The following is a 17,027-nucleotide window of genomic DNA, read 5'->3' on the forward strand; positions in this document are numbered from 1 at the left end:
GGGTTTGATATGGTTTTTCTATAATCATTTCACCCCTTCGGGGTTTTGGGTGGGTTTGATATGGTTTTTCTATAATCATTTCACCCCCTTCGGGGTTTTGGATGGGTTTGATATGGTTTTTCTATAATCATTTCACCCCTTCGGGGTTTTGGATGGGTTTGATACGGTTTTTCTATAATCATTTCACCCCTTCGGGGTTTTGGATGGGTTTGATATGGTTTTTCTATAATCATTTCACCCCTTCGGGGTTTTGGATGGGTTTGATATGGTTTTTCTATAATAATTTTGCGTCTTCTGGATTTTGAATTGCATATTTGGAAATATTTTATAATCTTTATCTTCGGATTTTTTACCAATAAAACAAACCAATAACACTATCGCTATGTCAGGAACATTTTCTCAAGTTTATATTCAGGTTGTATTTGCTGTAAAAGGGAGACAAAATCTATTGCAAAAACCGTGGAGAGATGAGGTTTTTAAATATATGGCTGGAATTATCAAGGGTAAAAACCAGAAATCGATCATAGTAAATGGTGTTGAGGATCATGTGCATTTGTTTATAGGTTTGAAGCCATCAATGTCTATATCTGATTTGATAAGAGATGTAAAAAATAACACTACCAATTTTATTAATGAACAAAAATTTATTCAAGGTAAGTTTTCGTGGCAAGAGGGGTATGGTGCATTTTCTTATTCACATTCCCAAATAGACTCTGTTTATCAATACATTTTTAATCAAGAAGAACATCACCATAAAAAAACATTCAAAGAAGAATATTTAGATTTTTTGAAGAAATTTGAAATTGAATACGATGAGAAATATTTATTTGAATGGATTGAGGATTAATACTCTTTTTAGAATAAAAATTACATAGGCGATAAGTAGATAACCCAAATTATTATGATTGAAGAAAACTTCACAAACGAAACCATCGATACAACTCAACTTCCAAAATTCGAAGAAGTGCAATTCTCTGTTTTACATCCCAATTATTGGAAAGTAACTTTGATAAGCCTAACAGTTTTCTTTTTGATTATAGGTGTGGGAATAGGACTTACTTTGTTTTTTAATGACATCCTTGCTCCATTTGTATTGGAATTTAGTATTGCTTTTGTTTGCCTGATAGTTGTCGTGTTATTCTTTTCGAGAATAGGTTTTAAGAAAAAAGGATTTGCATTTAGAAATCACGATGTCTTGTATAGACAGGGAATAATCGCAACTAACACGCTTGTAATTCCATATAATAGAGTGCAGCACGTAGCTTTACATGAAGGATTAATTTCAAGGTTTTTTGGTTTGGCCAAAATAGAAATCTTTACTGCCGGAGGAAGTTCGAGTGATATAGAAATTCCTGGCATAGCCAAAGAAGAAGCTGAAAATATCAAACAACTGTTGATGGGTAAAATTCAAAAGCAATTATAATGGGAGATGATTTTAGTCAGCCGCAGAGGCAATCCATTGTGGGGATTTTTGTCATGTTTGTCTATTCGCTTCAGGGATATGCAAAGGCGTTTTGGCCCATTCTGGTTATTTGGATTTTTAAATTCGATGAAATTAACAAGGGGTATTTGTTGGCGGGAACGGTAGCGGTTTTTGCCGTTATCGGAATAGTTGCTTATTTAAGATATAGAAACTTTACTTTTTATATTGATTCCGAAAACGATGAGTTTATTATAACCGAAGGGGTTTTCAACAAAACCAAAACTGCGATACAACTTCATAAAATCCAACAAGTAAATATCAATCAGTCTTTTGTTCAAAGAATGGTTGGTGTTTATGAATTGGCTGTAGATACTGCTGGATCCAATAAAAAAGAGGGAGATATAAAAGCAATTTCGCATGTATTGGCATTAGACTTGAAAGCCCGATTGCTGGAGAATGAGAAGAAGGTTGAAGTTGAAAATTTAGATAGTGTTTCAACAGTAGTTTCAACAGAAAGAGTTGTAGATGCCGATATTCCCTTTATAAAAATCAGTTTTTTAAGCTTATTGAAAATTGGAATTACTTCAAACTACGTAAAAAGCTTTTTTGTTTTATTGGCTTTTTTTATCACGCTTTTCGATTATATCAAACAAATCACGGGAAGGGATATTTTACACGATGGGAACATCGAAGATTATGTCGCTAAAAGCCAAGTCGCTTATGCTTTTTTGATGCTGTTTATTGTTTTTTTTCTTGCTGTAATTGTTATTAATTTGGTCAAAACGGTATTTACTTATTTTGATTATAAAATTGCCAGACAAAAAGGATCTTTGTTGCTTTCTTTCGGATTGTTGAATACCAGAAGTACGATTGTAAAACCCGAAAAGGTCCAAATTACAAGTGTTAGACAAAATTTTTTTCAAAAGAAAATGAATGTTTTAGAGCTTAAAATCAAACAAGCCACAAGTGGGGAAAAAGAAGAACGCAAATCGGCTATCGAAATTCCGGGTTGTGATAAACTGGAAAAAGACGCTATTTTGAAATTGTTGTTCCAAAAAATACCCGAAAAAGGAGTCATGTTAAAACCCAATTTTAGAAAACTAGGGTTTTCTGTTTTTCTAAGTATCGGTTTGCCGTTGCTAGCCTTTTATTTTGTTAGAGATTTAGTGGTAACACAAATGCCAATGATTGATTATCTGGCAGCGTTTTTTGTTGTTTTTATGGGACTGATTCAGTTTTTTATTTTCAAAAACAATAGACTTTTCATCAATGATGATTTTATAATCCTGCAAAGTGGCGCTTGGGACGTCAGTAATGAAATTATCGAACCTAGTAAAATTCAGGCGATTACCGTGTCGCAACTCTTTTGGCACAAAAATATCAATATTGGTTCCTTAACTTTGCATACCGCTGGAGGTAATATTGCTTTTCAATTAGGTAATTTTACAGCTATAAAACAATACGTCAATCTTTGGTTGTACGAAATAGAAACGTCCGACAGTAATTGGATGTGATGGGGAGAAGATGGAAGATGGAAGAATAGAGAATAGAGAATAGAGAATAGAGAATAGAGAATAGAGAATAGAGAATAGAGAATAGAGAATAGAGAATAGAGAATAGAACAAAGAAAATAGAACAGAGAGAATAGAATATAGAATTAGAGGTAACTGTCTAAACTTTTAAACCCTTAAACTTTTTAAACAATTAAATAAAAAACATGAAACACTGGATTGAAGCCGCACGATTAAGAACATTACCATTATCCGTTTCTGGGATTATAGTGGGGAGTATGTATGCACTGGCAAACCCTACAGATAATGTACTTACCCCAACAGATGTTTTCAATTGGGAGATATTTGCCTTTGCATTATTGACTACTTTAGGACTGCAAGTGCTGTCTAATTTTGCCAATGATTATGGAGATGGTGTCAAAGGAACCGATAACGAAGACAGAGTAGGGCCAAAACGTGCTATACAGAGTGGTGTGATAACTCCTCAAGCGATGAAACGTGCTTTGGTGATTACTGCAACTCTAACGTTGTTTTCGGCAATATTCTTGATTTATGTTGCCTTCGGAGAGAGTAATTTAGTTTATTCGCTATTTTATTTAATATTAGGAATTGTGGCAATCGCTTCGGCAATCCGTTATACTGTTGGTAATTCGGCTTATGGGTATCGAGGATATGGGGATTTGTTTGTCTTCATTTTCTTTGGATTGGTAAGTACGTTAGGCGTTAACTTTTTATATTCAAAACAATTGGATTTTATTCTTGTTTTGCCTGCTACAGCAATTGGTTTACTGAGCGTAGGGGTTCTGAATTTGAATAACATGCGTGATGAAGCCTCGGATAGAAAAGCGGGAAAGAACACCATAGTGGTAAAAATGGGCGGAAAGAAAGCCAAAAAATACCATTATTTCCTAATCGTTTCAGCTATGGTTTGTGTGGTTGTTTTTGCCATATTGAGTAGTTTTCGTTTTGATCAATACTTGTTTTTATTGGCTTATATTCCTTTAACTAAACATTTAATTACGGTTTCTAAAAATACAGATGCCAAGCTTTTAGATCCAGAATTAAAGAAAGTAGCCTTAAGTACTTTCCTGCTTTCTATATTGTTGTCTGTAAGTATGATTTCTTTAATCTCAGATATCATTGTGAATGTTTTCTTGGGCGGAAGGTAATTCAATGTCAAAAATCAATAGCAATGGCAATCTCAATATCAAAAATCAATTTCGATAACTAGCGGTATTTTTTTTTAGATATTTTTGCTTTTTTTGCTTTTTTAAATTTATAGAAAATGAAAATAACATTCTACGGTCACGCCTCTTTAGGAATTGAAGTGAGTGGCAAGCACATACTCGTTGATCCTTATATTTCGGCCAATCCAAAGGCGGCTCATATTGACATCAACACCTTGAAAGCCGATTTTATTCTGCTAACCCACGCTCATGGAGATCACATTCTGGATGTCGAAGTCATTGCGAAAAGAACCAATGCGGTAATTGTTTCCAATGCCGAAATTGCAGGACATTATGCTAAAAAAGGGTTTAAATCACACCCCATGAATCATGGCGGAAGTTGGAATTTCGATTTCGGAAAACTAAAATACGTCAATGCAGTGCATTCCAGTTCTTTTCCGGATGGCAGCAATGGTGGGAATCCTGGCGGTTTTGTGATCGAAGGCGAGCATAAAAATATTTACATTGCTGGCGATACTGCTCTTACGATGGATATGAAATTGATTCCGATGAGAATCAAGCTTGATTTGGCGATTTTGCCAATCGGGGATAATTTTACAATGGATGTAAATGACGCCATAATTGCTTCCGATTTTGTAGAATGCGATAAAATTCTCGGAATCCATTACGATACATTTGGTTACATTGAGATCAATCACGAGGAAGCTATCAAGAAATTCTTTGACAAAGGAAAAGACTTGATGCTGCTGGAAATTGGTAGTTTTATCGAGTTGTAATTCAATGCAACAAAAAGGATTAGGAGCTATTCCTGCTATCCGCTTGTATCTTTTTTAAGCGAAGAAAAATCGCTTCAAAAAAGGATACCGCTTCTATCAGGGCTAGGGCATCCCAGATTACAAGATCATTTATTTTTAAATTAGATCAATATTTTTATAATGAAAACCAAACATTTTCTTTTATTTAGTGCGCTGTTTTTCACAAGTATCACATTCTCGCAGCAAGACGGGTATTGGGATAAAGACAGATCCACCACCAAAGAAATCAGCGTTTCGGCAAGAGACCGAATCATTATCAAAACCGAAGACTTGCCTCTGGGAACCACTGAGGTTGTTTATAGAATCACACTTTTAGACCAAAATCAGCAATTGGCCAGCAGTTTGGTTTCGGTTTTAAAATCGATTCCGGATCCTACGGGGATTAGTCAAGGCTCTGCGGGAGCTGTTTTTGTTTTGTCCAAAATATCTGGGGAAGATAAATGCACTTATGCTATTTTTTCGTCAAATGACTTGGCTTCACGGTTCAAAGAAACAGGGAAAACACTCGAATCGTGTTTGTTTCAGGACGAACCAGTCAGTAAAGATGCTAAACGTCTTTCTATTGAAAAATCAACCTGTTTGAAAGGAAATGCCATGTGGTTTGGTTTTGAAAGCAAAAACTGGATCATGAATCAAAAAATCATTTTGGAAGTCGTGCCTTGGGTGGATAAAAAATTAAGCCGAGGATGGAGTCTTGATAATAGAAAAAACATCATCGAACAATGCAAAACCTCCAATTTGGCGCAAAAAATGACCAATTCAGATGATTTTTGCGTTTGCATATTGGATAAAATCCAAACCAAATATAAGTTTCAGGAATTTCAAAAATTATTGCCAGTAGAACGTTCTAAAGTTTTTAAAGATTCCGGGAATAGTTGTTTTGGAGAAACGAGTACTTCTAACGGGGTTTATGCTGATTTGCGCAACCAAGCATCGCTTTTGGCAAAACAAGGCAGAAACGGCGATGCAATAGCGAAATTAACGGTAATAATCAATGACGGAAAAGCAACGGCTTTAGATTACAACGCAATTGGAACCAGTTATCTTTTGACCAAACAATACGGAAAAGCGATCAAATACCTGAAAGACGGAGAAAAACTCGATGATACAGAGTTGTTGATCAAGTTGAATTTGGCGCATGCTTATTTGCTAAACGACAATTACAAAGAAGCCAAACCGATATACAAAAAATACCAAAAACAAAACGTTACCGATAGTTTGAGTTGGACTCAAAAAACAGAACAAGATTTCAAGGCTTTCCAAAAAGCAGGAATTCAGAGCGAGGATTTTGAGAGAGTGTTGAAGTTGATGAAGGGGTAGTTGTGCAGTAGATAGTTATAAGGCATATGGTATCTAACGTGAAAAAAAGAACATTTTCATGATATTGTTTAAAAAAATAATTAACTGATATGTATAAAAAATATTCCGATGAAGATTTAAAGGAAGCTTACTCAACAATGATGGATTATTCGGGAAAAGCTGATGCAGGAATTCTAACTGAAATTGAAAGCAGAGGTGGTTTGGAAAAATTTTTGAGACAAATTGAGATTCAGAGGATTAATCAAACCGAAATTGGAAGAATAGCAAAAGAGATACGTTTGTTGAATAGCAATGGATTGAATAAAGATGCTATTAAAAATTCGGTGCAGTCAGATATTTTATCTAAAGATGAACTAGAGTATTTAATTGAGCGGAAATTAGTCGAATATCAAGCTATTATCGCTGATAGAACAATTACTTCTAAAACTATTTTTGGAAGTATTTTTGGAATAATTCTTGGAAGTGTTTTAGGCTGTATATTCTTGATTTTGGCAATTTCCTTTTTTGGAAGACTAGTTTTTTTTCCATTAGTTGGTGTCTATATAATCTGTTATTTTACAATTAAATTTTTCACAAAGCAATCTAGGAATAATGCGGTTGTTTTCATTGCTAGCTTTCTAAGTACAGTAATCTCAATGTTGCTTGCAATTGGAATAACATCGATATTATCAAAATAGAATACGGTTTATGACAGATGCACAAGTGATTTGGATAGTTGGCTTAAATTAGGCAATGGTTTGTATTTATGAGAATTTGATTAATCAGAATGTAAGGCTTAATTTAGTCATAAACTACTTGTAGTAACTGTTGGAAGTGGGTAGTAATTAGTTTCGGTAAATGCGTTCGTGGTCTTTGCGAGGGACGAAGCAATCTCACTAAGTATGTCGACAATACCGAAATGAATTTGCAAAGCAAATTCATTAAACTCCTAAACTCCTAAACTCCTAAACTCCTAAACTCCTAAACTCCTAAACTCCTAAACTCCTAAACTCCTAAACTCCTAAACTCCTAAACTCCTAAACTCCTAAACTCCTAAACTCCTAAACTCCTAAACTCCTAAACTCCTAAACTCCTAAACTCCTAAACTATGCTCGCCACTTACCACAAATACATCCTCAATTTCAAACGCCCATCTGGAACTTCTCGAGGTGTGATGACCGAAAAAGAAACTTGGTTTATTGTCTTAGAGCAAGAAGGTAAAAAGGGAATAGGCGAGTGTGGAATTCTTAGAGGTTTGAGTATTGACGATCGTCCCGATTACGAAGAGAAATTGCAATGGACCTGCGCCAATATTCATCTCGGAAAAGATCAACTTTGGGAAGCTTTAATTGAGTTTCCTTCGATACAGTTTGGAGTCGAAATGGCGTTCCAATCTTTGGCTAGTGAAACTCCTTTTTTGCTCTTTCCTTCCGACTTTACGAATGGCACGAAATCGATCCCAATTAATGGTTTGGTTTGGATGGGAGAGGAGGCTTTTATGATGCAACAAATCGAAGAAAAACTCGCTGACGGCTATCGCTGCATAAAACTCAAAATTGGTGCTATTGATTTTGATAAAGAACTCCAATTATTGCGATTTATTCGGGAACATTTTACTCCAGAGCAAGTCGAAATTAGGGTAGATGCGAACGGTGCTTTTGATTCGAATGAAGCTTTAAGTAAATTGAATCAACTAGCTGGTTTTGTATTGCATAGTATTGAGCAGCCTGTTAAAAAAAACAATACTGACAGTATGGCAGAGCTGTGTAAAACCACCCCTTTTCCTATTGCGTTAGATGAAGAGCTGATTGGTGTTTTTACAAGAGCTGAAAAAGAAGCATTATTGATTAAGATTAAGCCGCAGTACATCATTTTGAAGCCTAGTTTTATCGGTGGTTTTCGAGGTACGCAGGAGTGGATTTCCTTGGCCGAAAAACATAATATTGGCTGGTGGATTACCTCAGCTTTAGAAAGTAATATCGGTCTAAATGCGATCGCACAATGGACGTTTTTACAACATAATTTGATGCCGCAAGGATTAGGTACGGGAGCATTATATACCAATAATTTTGACTGTCCGTTGCAAGTTTCGCAAGGGCAATTGTGGTATAATAAGAATGGAATTTGGGAGTTTAGTTTGGATTGTTTTTAATTGTCCAACAAGCGTCTGTGGTAATTGATTTGCCCTAAATGGTAGGCAAGGTGTGTCGTGAGATGTATCAATAAAAATGCTGTTGAGGTCTTTGTTTCAAAAACTAAAAGTGGATATTCTTTTCTTAAATCAGCATCAGTCAATAGAAGAAGTGCTTCGTTAACCGTTTGTATTGTTGCTTCAATTTGGGTTATTAACACTGCTTGCGGAATGTCTTTTTGTGAAAACTCCAGTTCTCTATTCCTGATATAATTTGTTTTTCCTATTTGGGCGCCAATGTAGGTGTTTAGATTCCCAATTAAATGCAAGCAAAGATTCCCTGCTGAATTCGATATGTTTTTATCGATAGACCAAATTTTACTTTCATTTTGGTACGACCCGATTTCTAATTTTAGTTTATTAAGATCTCGGTTGAATAGGGTTTTTAAAGTTTCAATTGCCATTATAATACTGTTTCTTGGTAGTGTTTTAAAGAGGAGATCGCTTGTTTTTGAATCTTTTTTTCCATAAAACCTGTCCATCCCAATAAGAGTCCTTTGAAACCCAATGCTTGCTTAGACCATTTCCAGATATCAAACTCATCCGTATGTTTGATAATTAAGCCATCCTTAAATTGAAAATTAGCTTCAATTTGATTGACTACTTTTCTATTGGTTTTGCTGAAATTATAGGTTGCAACCCAATTTGTAGATCCCATGTACTGATCTGCTTTAATGTCTGAAAATTCGATTTTAATATTGCCTTTGCTCTTTTCAATCAACATCTTCCACATTTGGTGGGCGTCATTCCCCTTTAATAATCCAAAAGCAGGGTCAAGAAACTGAACGTTAGGATGATAGCATTCGCACATTGATTTTACGTCAGCATTGGCGAAAGCGGTATAAAATTTATAAATGGTTTGTTCGTTTTCGTTCATTTTTGCTACAGTTAGAAAGTAAATGTAGTAATTTTTTTTAAGTTAATTAGTACGTTTTGATTTTTAACATGAAAAAAGTTTCTATTTTTAGAATAAACAGTATTAAAAATTTAAAAAAAATGAGGGTAGGTTTTTAAATTACCTATCCTCATTGTCATTTAGTTACACGTTATGCTTATTTAATTTATCTTTCTAAATTAAGGTTTTGAGATAATATTAGTATGGGTCATAACAATAGCTCCATTTCTAGCCAGCATTCTGCCTTGAGCAGTGGCATGTGAATTCATGGTTATAGAAGTCAAGGCTAATATGTTTCCTTTGAATGTAGTATAGTTTCCTATTGTTGCGGATCTACCCACTTGCCAAAAGATATTTTTTGCTTGAGCGCCGCCGCTTAGGATTACATTTCCGCCAGCTCCACCTACAGTTGTAAAGTCGGAGGCTACCTGAAAAATCCAAACTGCATTAGCATCTCCTTGTGCATCAAGAGTTAAATCTCCAGATTGGATTAATAGAGTAGAAGTCGATTTGTAAATACCAGGTGCCAGTGTTTTACCGCCTTGATCGCCAGAAACTGTTGCTGGTGCCGGTGTAGAGGCTCCTTCGGCAAAAAGATAGGCATTTGTTAAGTCTTGTTTGGCTTTTATCAGCATGGCACTTATACCAGGAGGTGCAATATCATTAGATGCATAAATGGCGCCTTCTACGATGATTGCAGGTGGAAATCCAGTAACCGAAGAACGTACACCGGGACTTATCCCCACATCCATATTTCTAATTTCGCTAAAACCAGCGTTATTACTGACTCCTACGCCTGCTAGAATTCCGAATCGTTCTGCTGATCCTAGATTTACGATAGTACCGATTAAAGAAGAACTGGTGCTAAAGTTCCAAACGTAATCATTGGCTATAGCTATACCCTCCATATTTTTGGCTCCAGAAATTGTTGCGGTATAGGTTGTTCCAGGTACAAGATCCGTACTTGGGTCAAATGTAGCTGTTGTACCTGTGTAGGAAACAACCCCAGTTAATAGTGTAGTGCCATTTTTTACTGTAAATGTTTTATCATTAATAGTTGTGGGATCAATAGCGATATTAAAGGTAGCCGAAATCGTTTTGTTAAGCGATATAGCCGTTGCGTTATCTATAGGGTCAGTTGAGAGTATCATTGGTGCAGTAGTAGCGCCTGTAGTAAACGTCCAAACGTAATTATTGACTAATGCTGTTCCTTGTATATTTTTGGCTTCTGTAGTAATCGTAGCTGTATATATCATATTTGCCATTAAAGGAACACTTGATTTAAAATACGCTGTTGTACCTGAATATGAAACGCTTCCTGCAACGACTATTGTTCCTTGTTTGATTGTAAAGGTGCTAGCATTTATAGTGGCTTGATTCATTGGCATATTAAAATTTGCAGCGACTATTTTATTCAACACTACATTGGTAGCTTTAGTGATAGGATCTGTTGAAATTACCATTGGATTTAGTGAAGCACCCGTACTAAAAGTCCAAACATAATCAGCGGCTAAGGTGTTGCCCATTATATTTTGGACAGTTGTTTTAATCGTCCCCGTATAGGTTGTATTTGCCGTAAGTGGAGCTGTTGGACTAAACGTAGCTGTTTTTCCGCTAAAGGAAACTGTTCCGGCAACCAAAGTAGTCCCCTGTAAAGTAAATGAAGCCAGATCAAAAGTAGAAGCTTTCATTTCTTGGTTGAAATCTACTGAAATGGTTTTGTTCAGAGGAACATTTGTAGTGCCATTTTCTGGATTAGCCGATGCTACAATGGGAGATTCGCCAGTAGATTCTTGTACATCATCCTTTGAGCATCCCGAAATCAAAACAACAACGGCCATTGCAATTGTCGAAAATAGGTTTTTAGTATTCATTTTTTTATGGACTAGATTGTTTATAGGACAAAGGTTGATTGATTCTCCTAAAAAGATGTTATAGAATTGCAGGCGTTAGTTATATAATTCGCAGTCTATTGTTTTGATAATTAGATAGAAGTGTTTTTTTTTTTTGCTGATATTCTATAAAAAAAGCCAAACTACTTTTGATGCAGTTTGGCTTTTAATGGTGTTCTTAGGAGTAACGAATTCAAAATTTAAATACTTATATTTTTCATTTCGTTTCTGCTGTCATCAAATTTTGATTTTCCATCAGTAATTAGATCTCTACCTTCTTGAAGTATTTTGTCATAATTATTTTTGATGGTTCCAGATAAATTTTCAATTTTATCTTTGATTTCATCAGCGTAATTGCAGCTTTTGTTTAGAATTCTTTTTCTTGTTTTTGATCCTTTTGCAGGAGCAAACAATATTCCTAATATAGCTCCTGTGGCAATACCACCCAAAACTCCTAATGCGATTTTATCTGCTTTCATAATTATTTATATTTAATGATTTGTATTGTTTCTTATAAAATGTTTCTACCTTGGATTAGTCTTAATAATATTGCGATTACAGCAATTACAAGCAGTATGTGTATTATAGATCCAGCACTATAGGCAAAGAATCCGATTGCCCAAAAAATGATTAGTAGTACTGCTACTGTGTAAAGAAGATTGTTCATGATTTCTATTTTTTATAAAATTAATAATTGGACATCTATTTGATGATTAGTGAATAGCTTTGAATTAGGTGTTATGACTTGAATGTATTCAGAATTTAAAAAATATAACTGAAATTGTTTTTAGAGATAGTTTAAAGGCTAATTACTCTTCACTAATTACCAAGGACTAAATGGCTCAATTTAATTCTTATTATTCACGGTAAAGTCTTTTAGACTTTGACCAAGTTCATCCATATCATGGTTGAATTCTCTTTTAAAAGATTTCCAATCACTATTGACATCATTCTTGTATGAATCAATTTTGACTTTTAGATCTTTATTTTTTTGTTCCATAGTATCGATACTTTTTTGATACGCTTTGTCGATATCTTTTCCCGTTTTTTTGATTTTCAATTTCAACTCGGCTATTTTGGCGTTGTTGTCGTTAATTTTAGTATTGGTTTCGTCTTTAAAGGCTTGCCATTCTTCGGCTGTAGCGACTCTTCTTGCTTGATCCAAATCGGCTTCGGCAGCTGTTACGGCTACTTTTGCACTGTCAACACTTTCTTGAGCAGTTTGTTCTTTATCTGTATTTGGTTTACAACTCGTAAGGACTGATCCAATCACGAAAGTGGCAATTGCAAGGGTGAAAATTGATTTTTTCATTTTATTATTTTTTTAGTTTTTTGGTAAAAGTTGTATCCACTTGATTTCCTGAAGAGTTTAAATGGATACAACTTACAATCACTATCTTAAAGTGCTTGTATGATTTTGTGAAGCTCTTCTTTGGTTTTCCCCAGTTTGATTTGAAGTTTTCCCATCATTTCTTCTTTTTTTCCTTCGACAAATAGTAAATCGTTATCTGTCAAGGCGGCAAATTTTTGTTTCAATTTCCCTTTTTGTTCTTCCCAGTTTCCTTTTAGTTCTGTTGTGTTCATCTTTTTTAAATTAATTGTGAAACCATTTTCACAACTATACAAAGGTGCGTTCATTACGATTAAAAAGTGTTGTGAAATTCTTGCAAAGAGTTATATTATTTACAGTTTTTGTAACTGTTCCGGTTTACTTAAACACAAAGAAATCTAGCAAATAATGCCGCAATCCCGATAGCGCAATGTCATTAAGATTTATTGTTTCTACCATTGACATTTTTATTTAATCAATTGAAAGATAATTATTTAACAAAATTAACATGCGAGAATAATACGTCATTTTATATTGCTTTTTTTAGAATAAAAATTCCACCTCGCAAAGACGCGAAGGCGCAAAGTTCAGAACTGTTCTCTTTGCGCCTTCGCGTCTTTGCGAGAACTAGATTTAGAAAAAGTATAGCAAGAAAATCTTAGCTTAATGATATTGCCCGTTCCCGATAATTATCGGGAGCGATGGGGATTGCGGCAGAAATAAAATTTGTCTTTATCACTCTTTGATATGATTTTCTTCATCATTCAAAGCCTGATCCAGTTCTTCATTAAACTCTTCTTCTAATTCTTCATTTAGTTCCTTAATTTGTTCGGCTAGATTGGAGTATTCTTTAGATAATTCAGTGATTTCTCTTTCTGTTTTTATTTCGGCATTCATTACTGCATTGCTAGCGGGTTCGTGTGAGGAAACCAATTCGTTTATTTTTAGATGCAATGAAGCCGAGAATCGATTGAAGGATTTTTGGATAATAAATAAACTCAAGAACGTAACTCCAAAAATGATGTCTCCAATAAGTATGTGTACATCATTGGTTCTGAAGAAGTTGTTGAACCACCAAAATAAAACCATGATTAAGGCTAAAATAAATGTTATAGGGTTGCCCAAAATGCTTGTTGCAATCGATGTCAGTTTTTCGAAAATGATTTCGATATGTCTATATGTTCTTTTCATGAGATTTTATTTTAGAAGGAATATAAAAGCCCTGCCAATGTATTAGCAGAGCTTATCCTAAATTTGCAACGAACGGTCAGGTTGTTTTAAATTTAATTTTTTACAAGAACATTCTTATGCTTTTACGGGCTCAAAATAGTCTGATATAAAACTGATTTGTTCCATCTCATTCATTTTATCAGCTTCTTTGACTTCTATTTTTATGTTAGCAAAGCGATGGTCTTTTTGTATTTTATTAAAAAGCTCTGTTTTTGCATCGGTAGCACCAAAGAGTAGTACGTCATTATGATTTAAAATAACGGTTTCTAGTTTTTTATAGAATTCAGCTTGTAGTTGTTGCTCTTTGTTGTGCATTAGCGATTCACTTTTTGCAAGACTGTCTACTTTATCTTGATGCGTAAAATTGGATTCAATTGTTTTCAATTCTTTCCATTTATTTGTAAAAGTTATGATGTGGGCTATTGAATGATCCATCCAAATACCTAATTTTTTTTCTGTTTTCATTGTTTTAGTTTTAAAATGTATTGAATAGTAGTGGTGTGATTAGGGGCATATTTACCTAAGATTTCTTTTAAGGAATTCAGATATTCTTTTAGAACTTGTTTGTTCATTTCAGGGTTTTTGACATCTGGAATGGTTTCGGGCATTTCTAGAAGGTATTTTGATAATTCAGGAAATTGCTTTCGTATCAACATTGTTGTCTTCAAGATTTGGGTATTGAGTTCTTTTGCATCTTCCATAACTTTAGGAGTTAATGTTTGTCTTTTTTATGACCGTTGTTACCTTGATTTCCATTGTCATGATTGTTATAATTAGATGATGTTCTATAGGTTTCTTGATGCCCTTTATTATAACCTTTGTAATATTTCACTTTATGTTCTTGGTAATGGCCATAAGGTCTCGATCCGTGGTAATCATTTAGTACCACTTTATAGCCATTATACAAATCATAGTTTCTATAACGATTGGGTAAATTATAGGATCTGATCCAGACTCCGTTACTTAAAAAAATAAATTGTTCCTCACGGATATCATAATAGGATTGAACATCAGGCAAGTAATAATAAGACACTTCAGAATAGCCAACGGGTCCCCATTGTGGTGGTGTTCCAAAACTTACATTTATGGAAACTTGTGCGTGATTTGCCGTTGAGGCAAAAAGAAATAGGGTTATGGCAATTAGTTTTAATGTTTTCATTTTTTTTATTTTAAATGTTTTTCAACTACTTCATTTTACCGTTAAGAGAGTTAAATACTCTTTAACTTTGATACTACAAAGGTGATACCTAAATCTTTATATTAAGTTATAGTATTGCTTGTAAAGGTTTCAAAATTCACAGATTATTTATTTCTAGAACAGATTAAAAAGGGTGTAGAGTTACATAAAGACAATTCAACGGTATTAAAAAGTTGTAGTTTGTAACTTCCATAACCTGGAACCACGATAGATTTTTACGTGTTTTAGAGTTAGGTCTTAACTATTATGACAGTCATTGAATTTGAAAGATGAAGCTATGTTTTCAAAACAAAATCCCGATTGCTTTTATGCAATCGGGATGGTTATTAAAAGCGTCAGCTTATTTAAAGACGGAACACTCTAATTTATTGTGGTTGTGTAACAGTATTCATTTGAAGCGTAACGGCAGTTTGCGCCAACAGTCTTCCGTTTATGGTTGCGCCTGTCTTCAAATTAATACCTGTTTTCCCCAAAATAGTTCCTTCAAAATGACTGGTCGTTCCGAAGGTAACTGCTCCAGCTGATACCCAGTAAATATTCTTTGCTTGTGCACCTCCGCTCAAGGTAACTCGTACTGCAGAACTCATTTCGAGGGTTCCAGCAACTTGGAATATAAAGACATCGTCCGGACCTCCCGAAATAGTAATATCTGCGGGGATAAGAACTCCGCTCGTCCATTTATACAGACCAGGTATAAGTGTCATGCCTCCAATGTTTCCGGCACCCAAATTCAGGAAATCTGGGTTCAAACGTCCTGAGGCGTCAGCGTATGCGGTTTGCATATCACCTACGGAAGTGGTTAATCTAGTGGCGTTAGTGACGCTACATGGAAGCGGACCGGCAGCATCGACTGTGTATATTGTCCCTACCACTTCTGAACATTTTAGCAGAACAGCTGCACCAGTAATTGGACTTGATCCAACATCCCCTGTAACATCAGATTTATAGACATCGGTAATTCCTGTTTTTGACAGAATTACAAAATCGCCCGAAATTCCAAGATCTACTCCTGTCAACGCCACATTTTCTGCTTGAAGATCAGTTGACTTTTCTGTTGAAGACATCATCTTTGAAGATAAAGTAGTTAGCTTTTCTGTTGAAGATGATGTACCTGAAGATACATTGTTACCCAAATCTTCGCTACAACTCGACATTAATACAACCAGTAGCATTGCTATGATTGGGAATACTTTTTTTAGCATCATTATAATTTAAATATTTAATGGTGACTTCATTATCACAAGGCAAAGATGAATCCTTTTGATAGTGGAAAAGTTATACAATCTTAGGGATAAGTTACATCATTCACACATTTGATACTGTTTGTCGTTTCAAAAGATGAGGTTGTATTTACAAAACAAAATCCCGACTACTTATTAAAGTAATCGGGATGGTTCTTAAAAGCGCCCGTCTATTTTATGACGCTACAAGGGGATGTTTTTATAATTTTCTCCCCTGAATAAGTCTCATCAATATAGCAATTACTGCAATAATAAGCAGTATATGAATGAGACCACCTGCGCTATATGCAAAGAATCCGATTGCCCAAAAAAGGATTAGAATTACTGCGATTGTGTAAAGAAGATTGTTCATGATATTTGTTTTTTTGTGAAACTATAAAAAAAAAGGTCTTGAAAAAATGATTTAAAAGTTTAACTTAAAGACATTCAACTTACATTTTTGTAAGTATAACAAAACTTTAGAAATAAGCTGTGTCATTCCTGTTTTTTAAGGTCTGTGGTTTGCCTAAATCTTGCACTATACCACTAGAGGAAGCAATTAATGTTGCTGCTTATTCTGATGTCCAGTAGTGTCTTGTTTAGTGTTTTTTGTCTGTTTATTACCTTGCTGTTGTGTTGGCTGTTGTTTAGTTGGCTGATCATCGCGTTGATGCTGTGCACGTTGTTGTTGTTGTTGTTGTTGTTGTTGTTGTTGTTGTTGTACTGGTTGTTGCTTAGGTTGCCTATCATCACGTTGCTGTTGTGTAGGCTGCTGTTTAGGAGGTTGAGCATCACGTTGCTGTTGAGCTGGTGGGTTATTACCTTGCTGCTGTACT

The 17,027-nt window shown here is 34.9% G+C and carries 21 protein-coding genes; 8 read left to right on the top strand and 13 right to left on the bottom strand.

Annotated elements, in window-relative coordinates:
* Positions 1 to 382 precede the first annotated feature (382 nt).
* From tnpA to FNW52_RS17980, 8 genes are all read left to right on the top strand, one after another.
* The gene (gene tnpA / locus FNW52_RS17945) at positions 383 to 847 is read left to right on the top strand and encodes an IS200/IS605 family transposase (protein WP_143378865.1); all 465 of its coding nucleotides are present in this window, start codon (positions 383 to 385) and stop codon (positions 845 to 847) included.
* 54 nt (positions 848 to 901) lie between these two features.
* A complete protein-coding gene (locus FNW52_RS17950; RefSeq protein WP_143378866.1) occupies positions 902 to 1,423 on the top strand; it encodes a PH domain-containing protein in 522 nt (173 codons plus the stop codon).
* On the top strand, positions 1,423 to 2,937 hold the full coding sequence (locus FNW52_RS17955) for a PH domain-containing protein (protein WP_143378867.1): 1,515 nt from the start codon (positions 1,423 to 1,425) through the stop codon (positions 2,935 to 2,937). The genes FNW52_RS17950 and FNW52_RS17955 overlap by 1 nt, the downstream gene beginning before the upstream one ends.
* Positions 2,938 to 3,140: 203 nt before the next feature.
* Positions 3,141 to 4,103, top strand: coding sequence for a 1,4-dihydroxy-2-naphthoate octaprenyltransferase (gene menA, locus FNW52_RS17960; protein WP_143378868.1), 963 nt, complete (start codon positions 3,141 to 3,143; stop codon positions 4,101 to 4,103).
* A 116-nt stretch (positions 4,104 to 4,219) separates the two neighbouring features.
* Positions 4,220 to 4,897, top strand: a complete 678-nt coding sequence (locus FNW52_RS17965; protein ID WP_143378869.1) for a metal-dependent hydrolase — start codon at positions 4,220 to 4,222, stop codon at positions 4,895 to 4,897.
* 159 nt (positions 4,898 to 5,056) lie between these two features.
* Positions 5,057 to 6,256 carry a M48 family metallopeptidase gene (locus FNW52_RS17970; RefSeq protein WP_143378870.1) on the top strand — a complete coding sequence of 400 codons (1,200 nt, stop codon included), beginning with the start codon at positions 5,057 to 5,059 and terminating at the stop codon, positions 6,254 to 6,256.
* Positions 6,257 to 6,345: 89 nt separating this feature from the next.
* On the top strand, positions 6,346 to 6,933 hold the full coding sequence (locus FNW52_RS17975) for a hypothetical protein (protein WP_143378871.1): 588 nt from the start codon (positions 6,346 to 6,348) through the stop codon (positions 6,931 to 6,933).
* A 410-nt stretch (positions 6,934 to 7,343) separates the two neighbouring features.
* On the top strand, positions 7,344 to 8,387 hold the full coding sequence (locus FNW52_RS17980) for an o-succinylbenzoate synthase (protein ID WP_143378872.1): 1,044 nt from the start codon (positions 7,344 to 7,346) through the stop codon (positions 8,385 to 8,387).
* Here FNW52_RS17980 and FNW52_RS17985 read toward each other — a convergent pair.
* The 13 genes from FNW52_RS17985 to FNW52_RS18045 all read right to left on the bottom strand — a co-directional run bounded on the left by FNW52_RS17985 (position 8,384) and on the right by FNW52_RS18045 (position 16,564).
* Positions 8,384 to 8,830 (bottom strand): DUF1572 family protein, encoded by a 447-nt coding sequence (locus FNW52_RS17985; RefSeq protein ID WP_143378873.1) that lies wholly within the window; start codon positions 8,828 to 8,830, stop codon positions 8,384 to 8,386. The two genes, FNW52_RS17980 and FNW52_RS17985, sit on opposite strands and share 4 nt — an antisense overlap.
* On the bottom strand, positions 8,830 to 9,303 hold the full coding sequence (locus tag FNW52_RS17990; RefSeq protein ID WP_143378874.1) for a nuclear transport factor 2 family protein: 474 nt from the start codon (positions 9,301 to 9,303) through the stop codon (positions 8,830 to 8,832). Before FNW52_RS17990 ends, FNW52_RS17985 begins: the two co-directional genes overlap by 1 nt.
* Before the next feature lie 197 nt (positions 9,304 to 9,500).
* Complete coding sequence (locus FNW52_RS17995) at positions 9,501 to 11,195, bottom strand: ice-binding family protein (RefSeq protein ID WP_143378875.1); 1,695 nt, start codon at positions 11,193 to 11,195, stop codon at positions 9,501 to 9,503.
* Between the two features lie 218 nt (positions 11,196 to 11,413).
* On the bottom strand, positions 11,414 to 11,692 hold the full coding sequence (locus FNW52_RS18000) for a YtxH domain-containing protein (RefSeq protein WP_143378876.1): 279 nt from the start codon (positions 11,690 to 11,692) through the stop codon (positions 11,414 to 11,416).
* A 32-nt stretch (positions 11,693 to 11,724) separates the two neighbouring features.
* Positions 11,725 to 11,880: a lmo0937 family membrane protein gene (locus FNW52_RS18005; RefSeq protein ID WP_143378877.1), complete on the bottom strand. Its 156-nt coding sequence runs from the start codon at positions 11,878 to 11,880 to the stop codon at positions 11,725 to 11,727.
* A 180-nt stretch (positions 11,881 to 12,060) separates the two neighbouring features.
* Positions 12,061 to 12,525, bottom strand: a complete 465-nt coding sequence (locus FNW52_RS18010) for a hypothetical protein (protein WP_143378878.1) — start codon at positions 12,523 to 12,525, stop codon at positions 12,061 to 12,063.
* Positions 12,526 to 12,611: 86 nt separating this feature from the next.
* A complete protein-coding gene (locus FNW52_RS18015) occupies positions 12,612 to 12,797 on the bottom strand; it encodes a CsbD family protein (RefSeq protein ID WP_143378879.1) in 186 nt (61 codons plus the stop codon).
* A 481-nt stretch (positions 12,798 to 13,278) separates the two neighbouring features.
* Positions 13,279 to 13,734 (bottom strand): low affinity iron permease family protein, encoded by a 456-nt coding sequence (locus FNW52_RS18020; protein ID WP_143378880.1) that lies wholly within the window; start codon positions 13,732 to 13,734, stop codon positions 13,279 to 13,281.
* Between the two features lie 114 nt (positions 13,735 to 13,848).
* The gene (locus FNW52_RS18025) at positions 13,849 to 14,238 is read right to left on the bottom strand and encodes a hypothetical protein (RefSeq protein ID WP_143378881.1); all 390 of its coding nucleotides are present in this window, start codon (positions 14,236 to 14,238) and stop codon (positions 13,849 to 13,851) included.
* Positions 14,235 to 14,474, bottom strand: a complete 240-nt coding sequence (locus tag FNW52_RS18030; RefSeq protein ID WP_143378882.1) for a hypothetical protein — start codon at positions 14,472 to 14,474, stop codon at positions 14,235 to 14,237. Before FNW52_RS18030 ends, FNW52_RS18025 begins: the two co-directional genes overlap by 4 nt.
* 11 nt (positions 14,475 to 14,485) lie before the next feature.
* Positions 14,486 to 14,932 carry a hypothetical protein gene (locus FNW52_RS18035; RefSeq protein ID WP_143378883.1) on the bottom strand — a complete coding sequence of 149 codons (447 nt, stop codon included), beginning with the start codon at positions 14,930 to 14,932 and terminating at the stop codon, positions 14,486 to 14,488.
* Between the two features lie 404 nt (positions 14,933 to 15,336).
* Positions 15,337 to 16,176 (bottom strand): ice-binding protein, encoded by an 840-nt coding sequence (locus tag FNW52_RS18040; protein WP_143378884.1) that lies wholly within the window; start codon positions 16,174 to 16,176, stop codon positions 15,337 to 15,339.
* Positions 16,177 to 16,411: 235 nt separating this feature from the next.
* Positions 16,412 to 16,564, bottom strand: coding sequence for a lmo0937 family membrane protein (locus FNW52_RS18045; protein ID WP_143378885.1), 153 nt, complete (start codon positions 16,562 to 16,564; stop codon positions 16,412 to 16,414).
* Positions 16,565 to 17,027 lie beyond the last annotated feature (463 nt).

This window comes from Flavobacterium sp. ZT3R18, from assembly GCF_007097385.1.
Taxonomy (GTDB): Bacteria; Bacteroidota; Bacteroidia; order Flavobacteriales; family Flavobacteriaceae; genus Flavobacterium.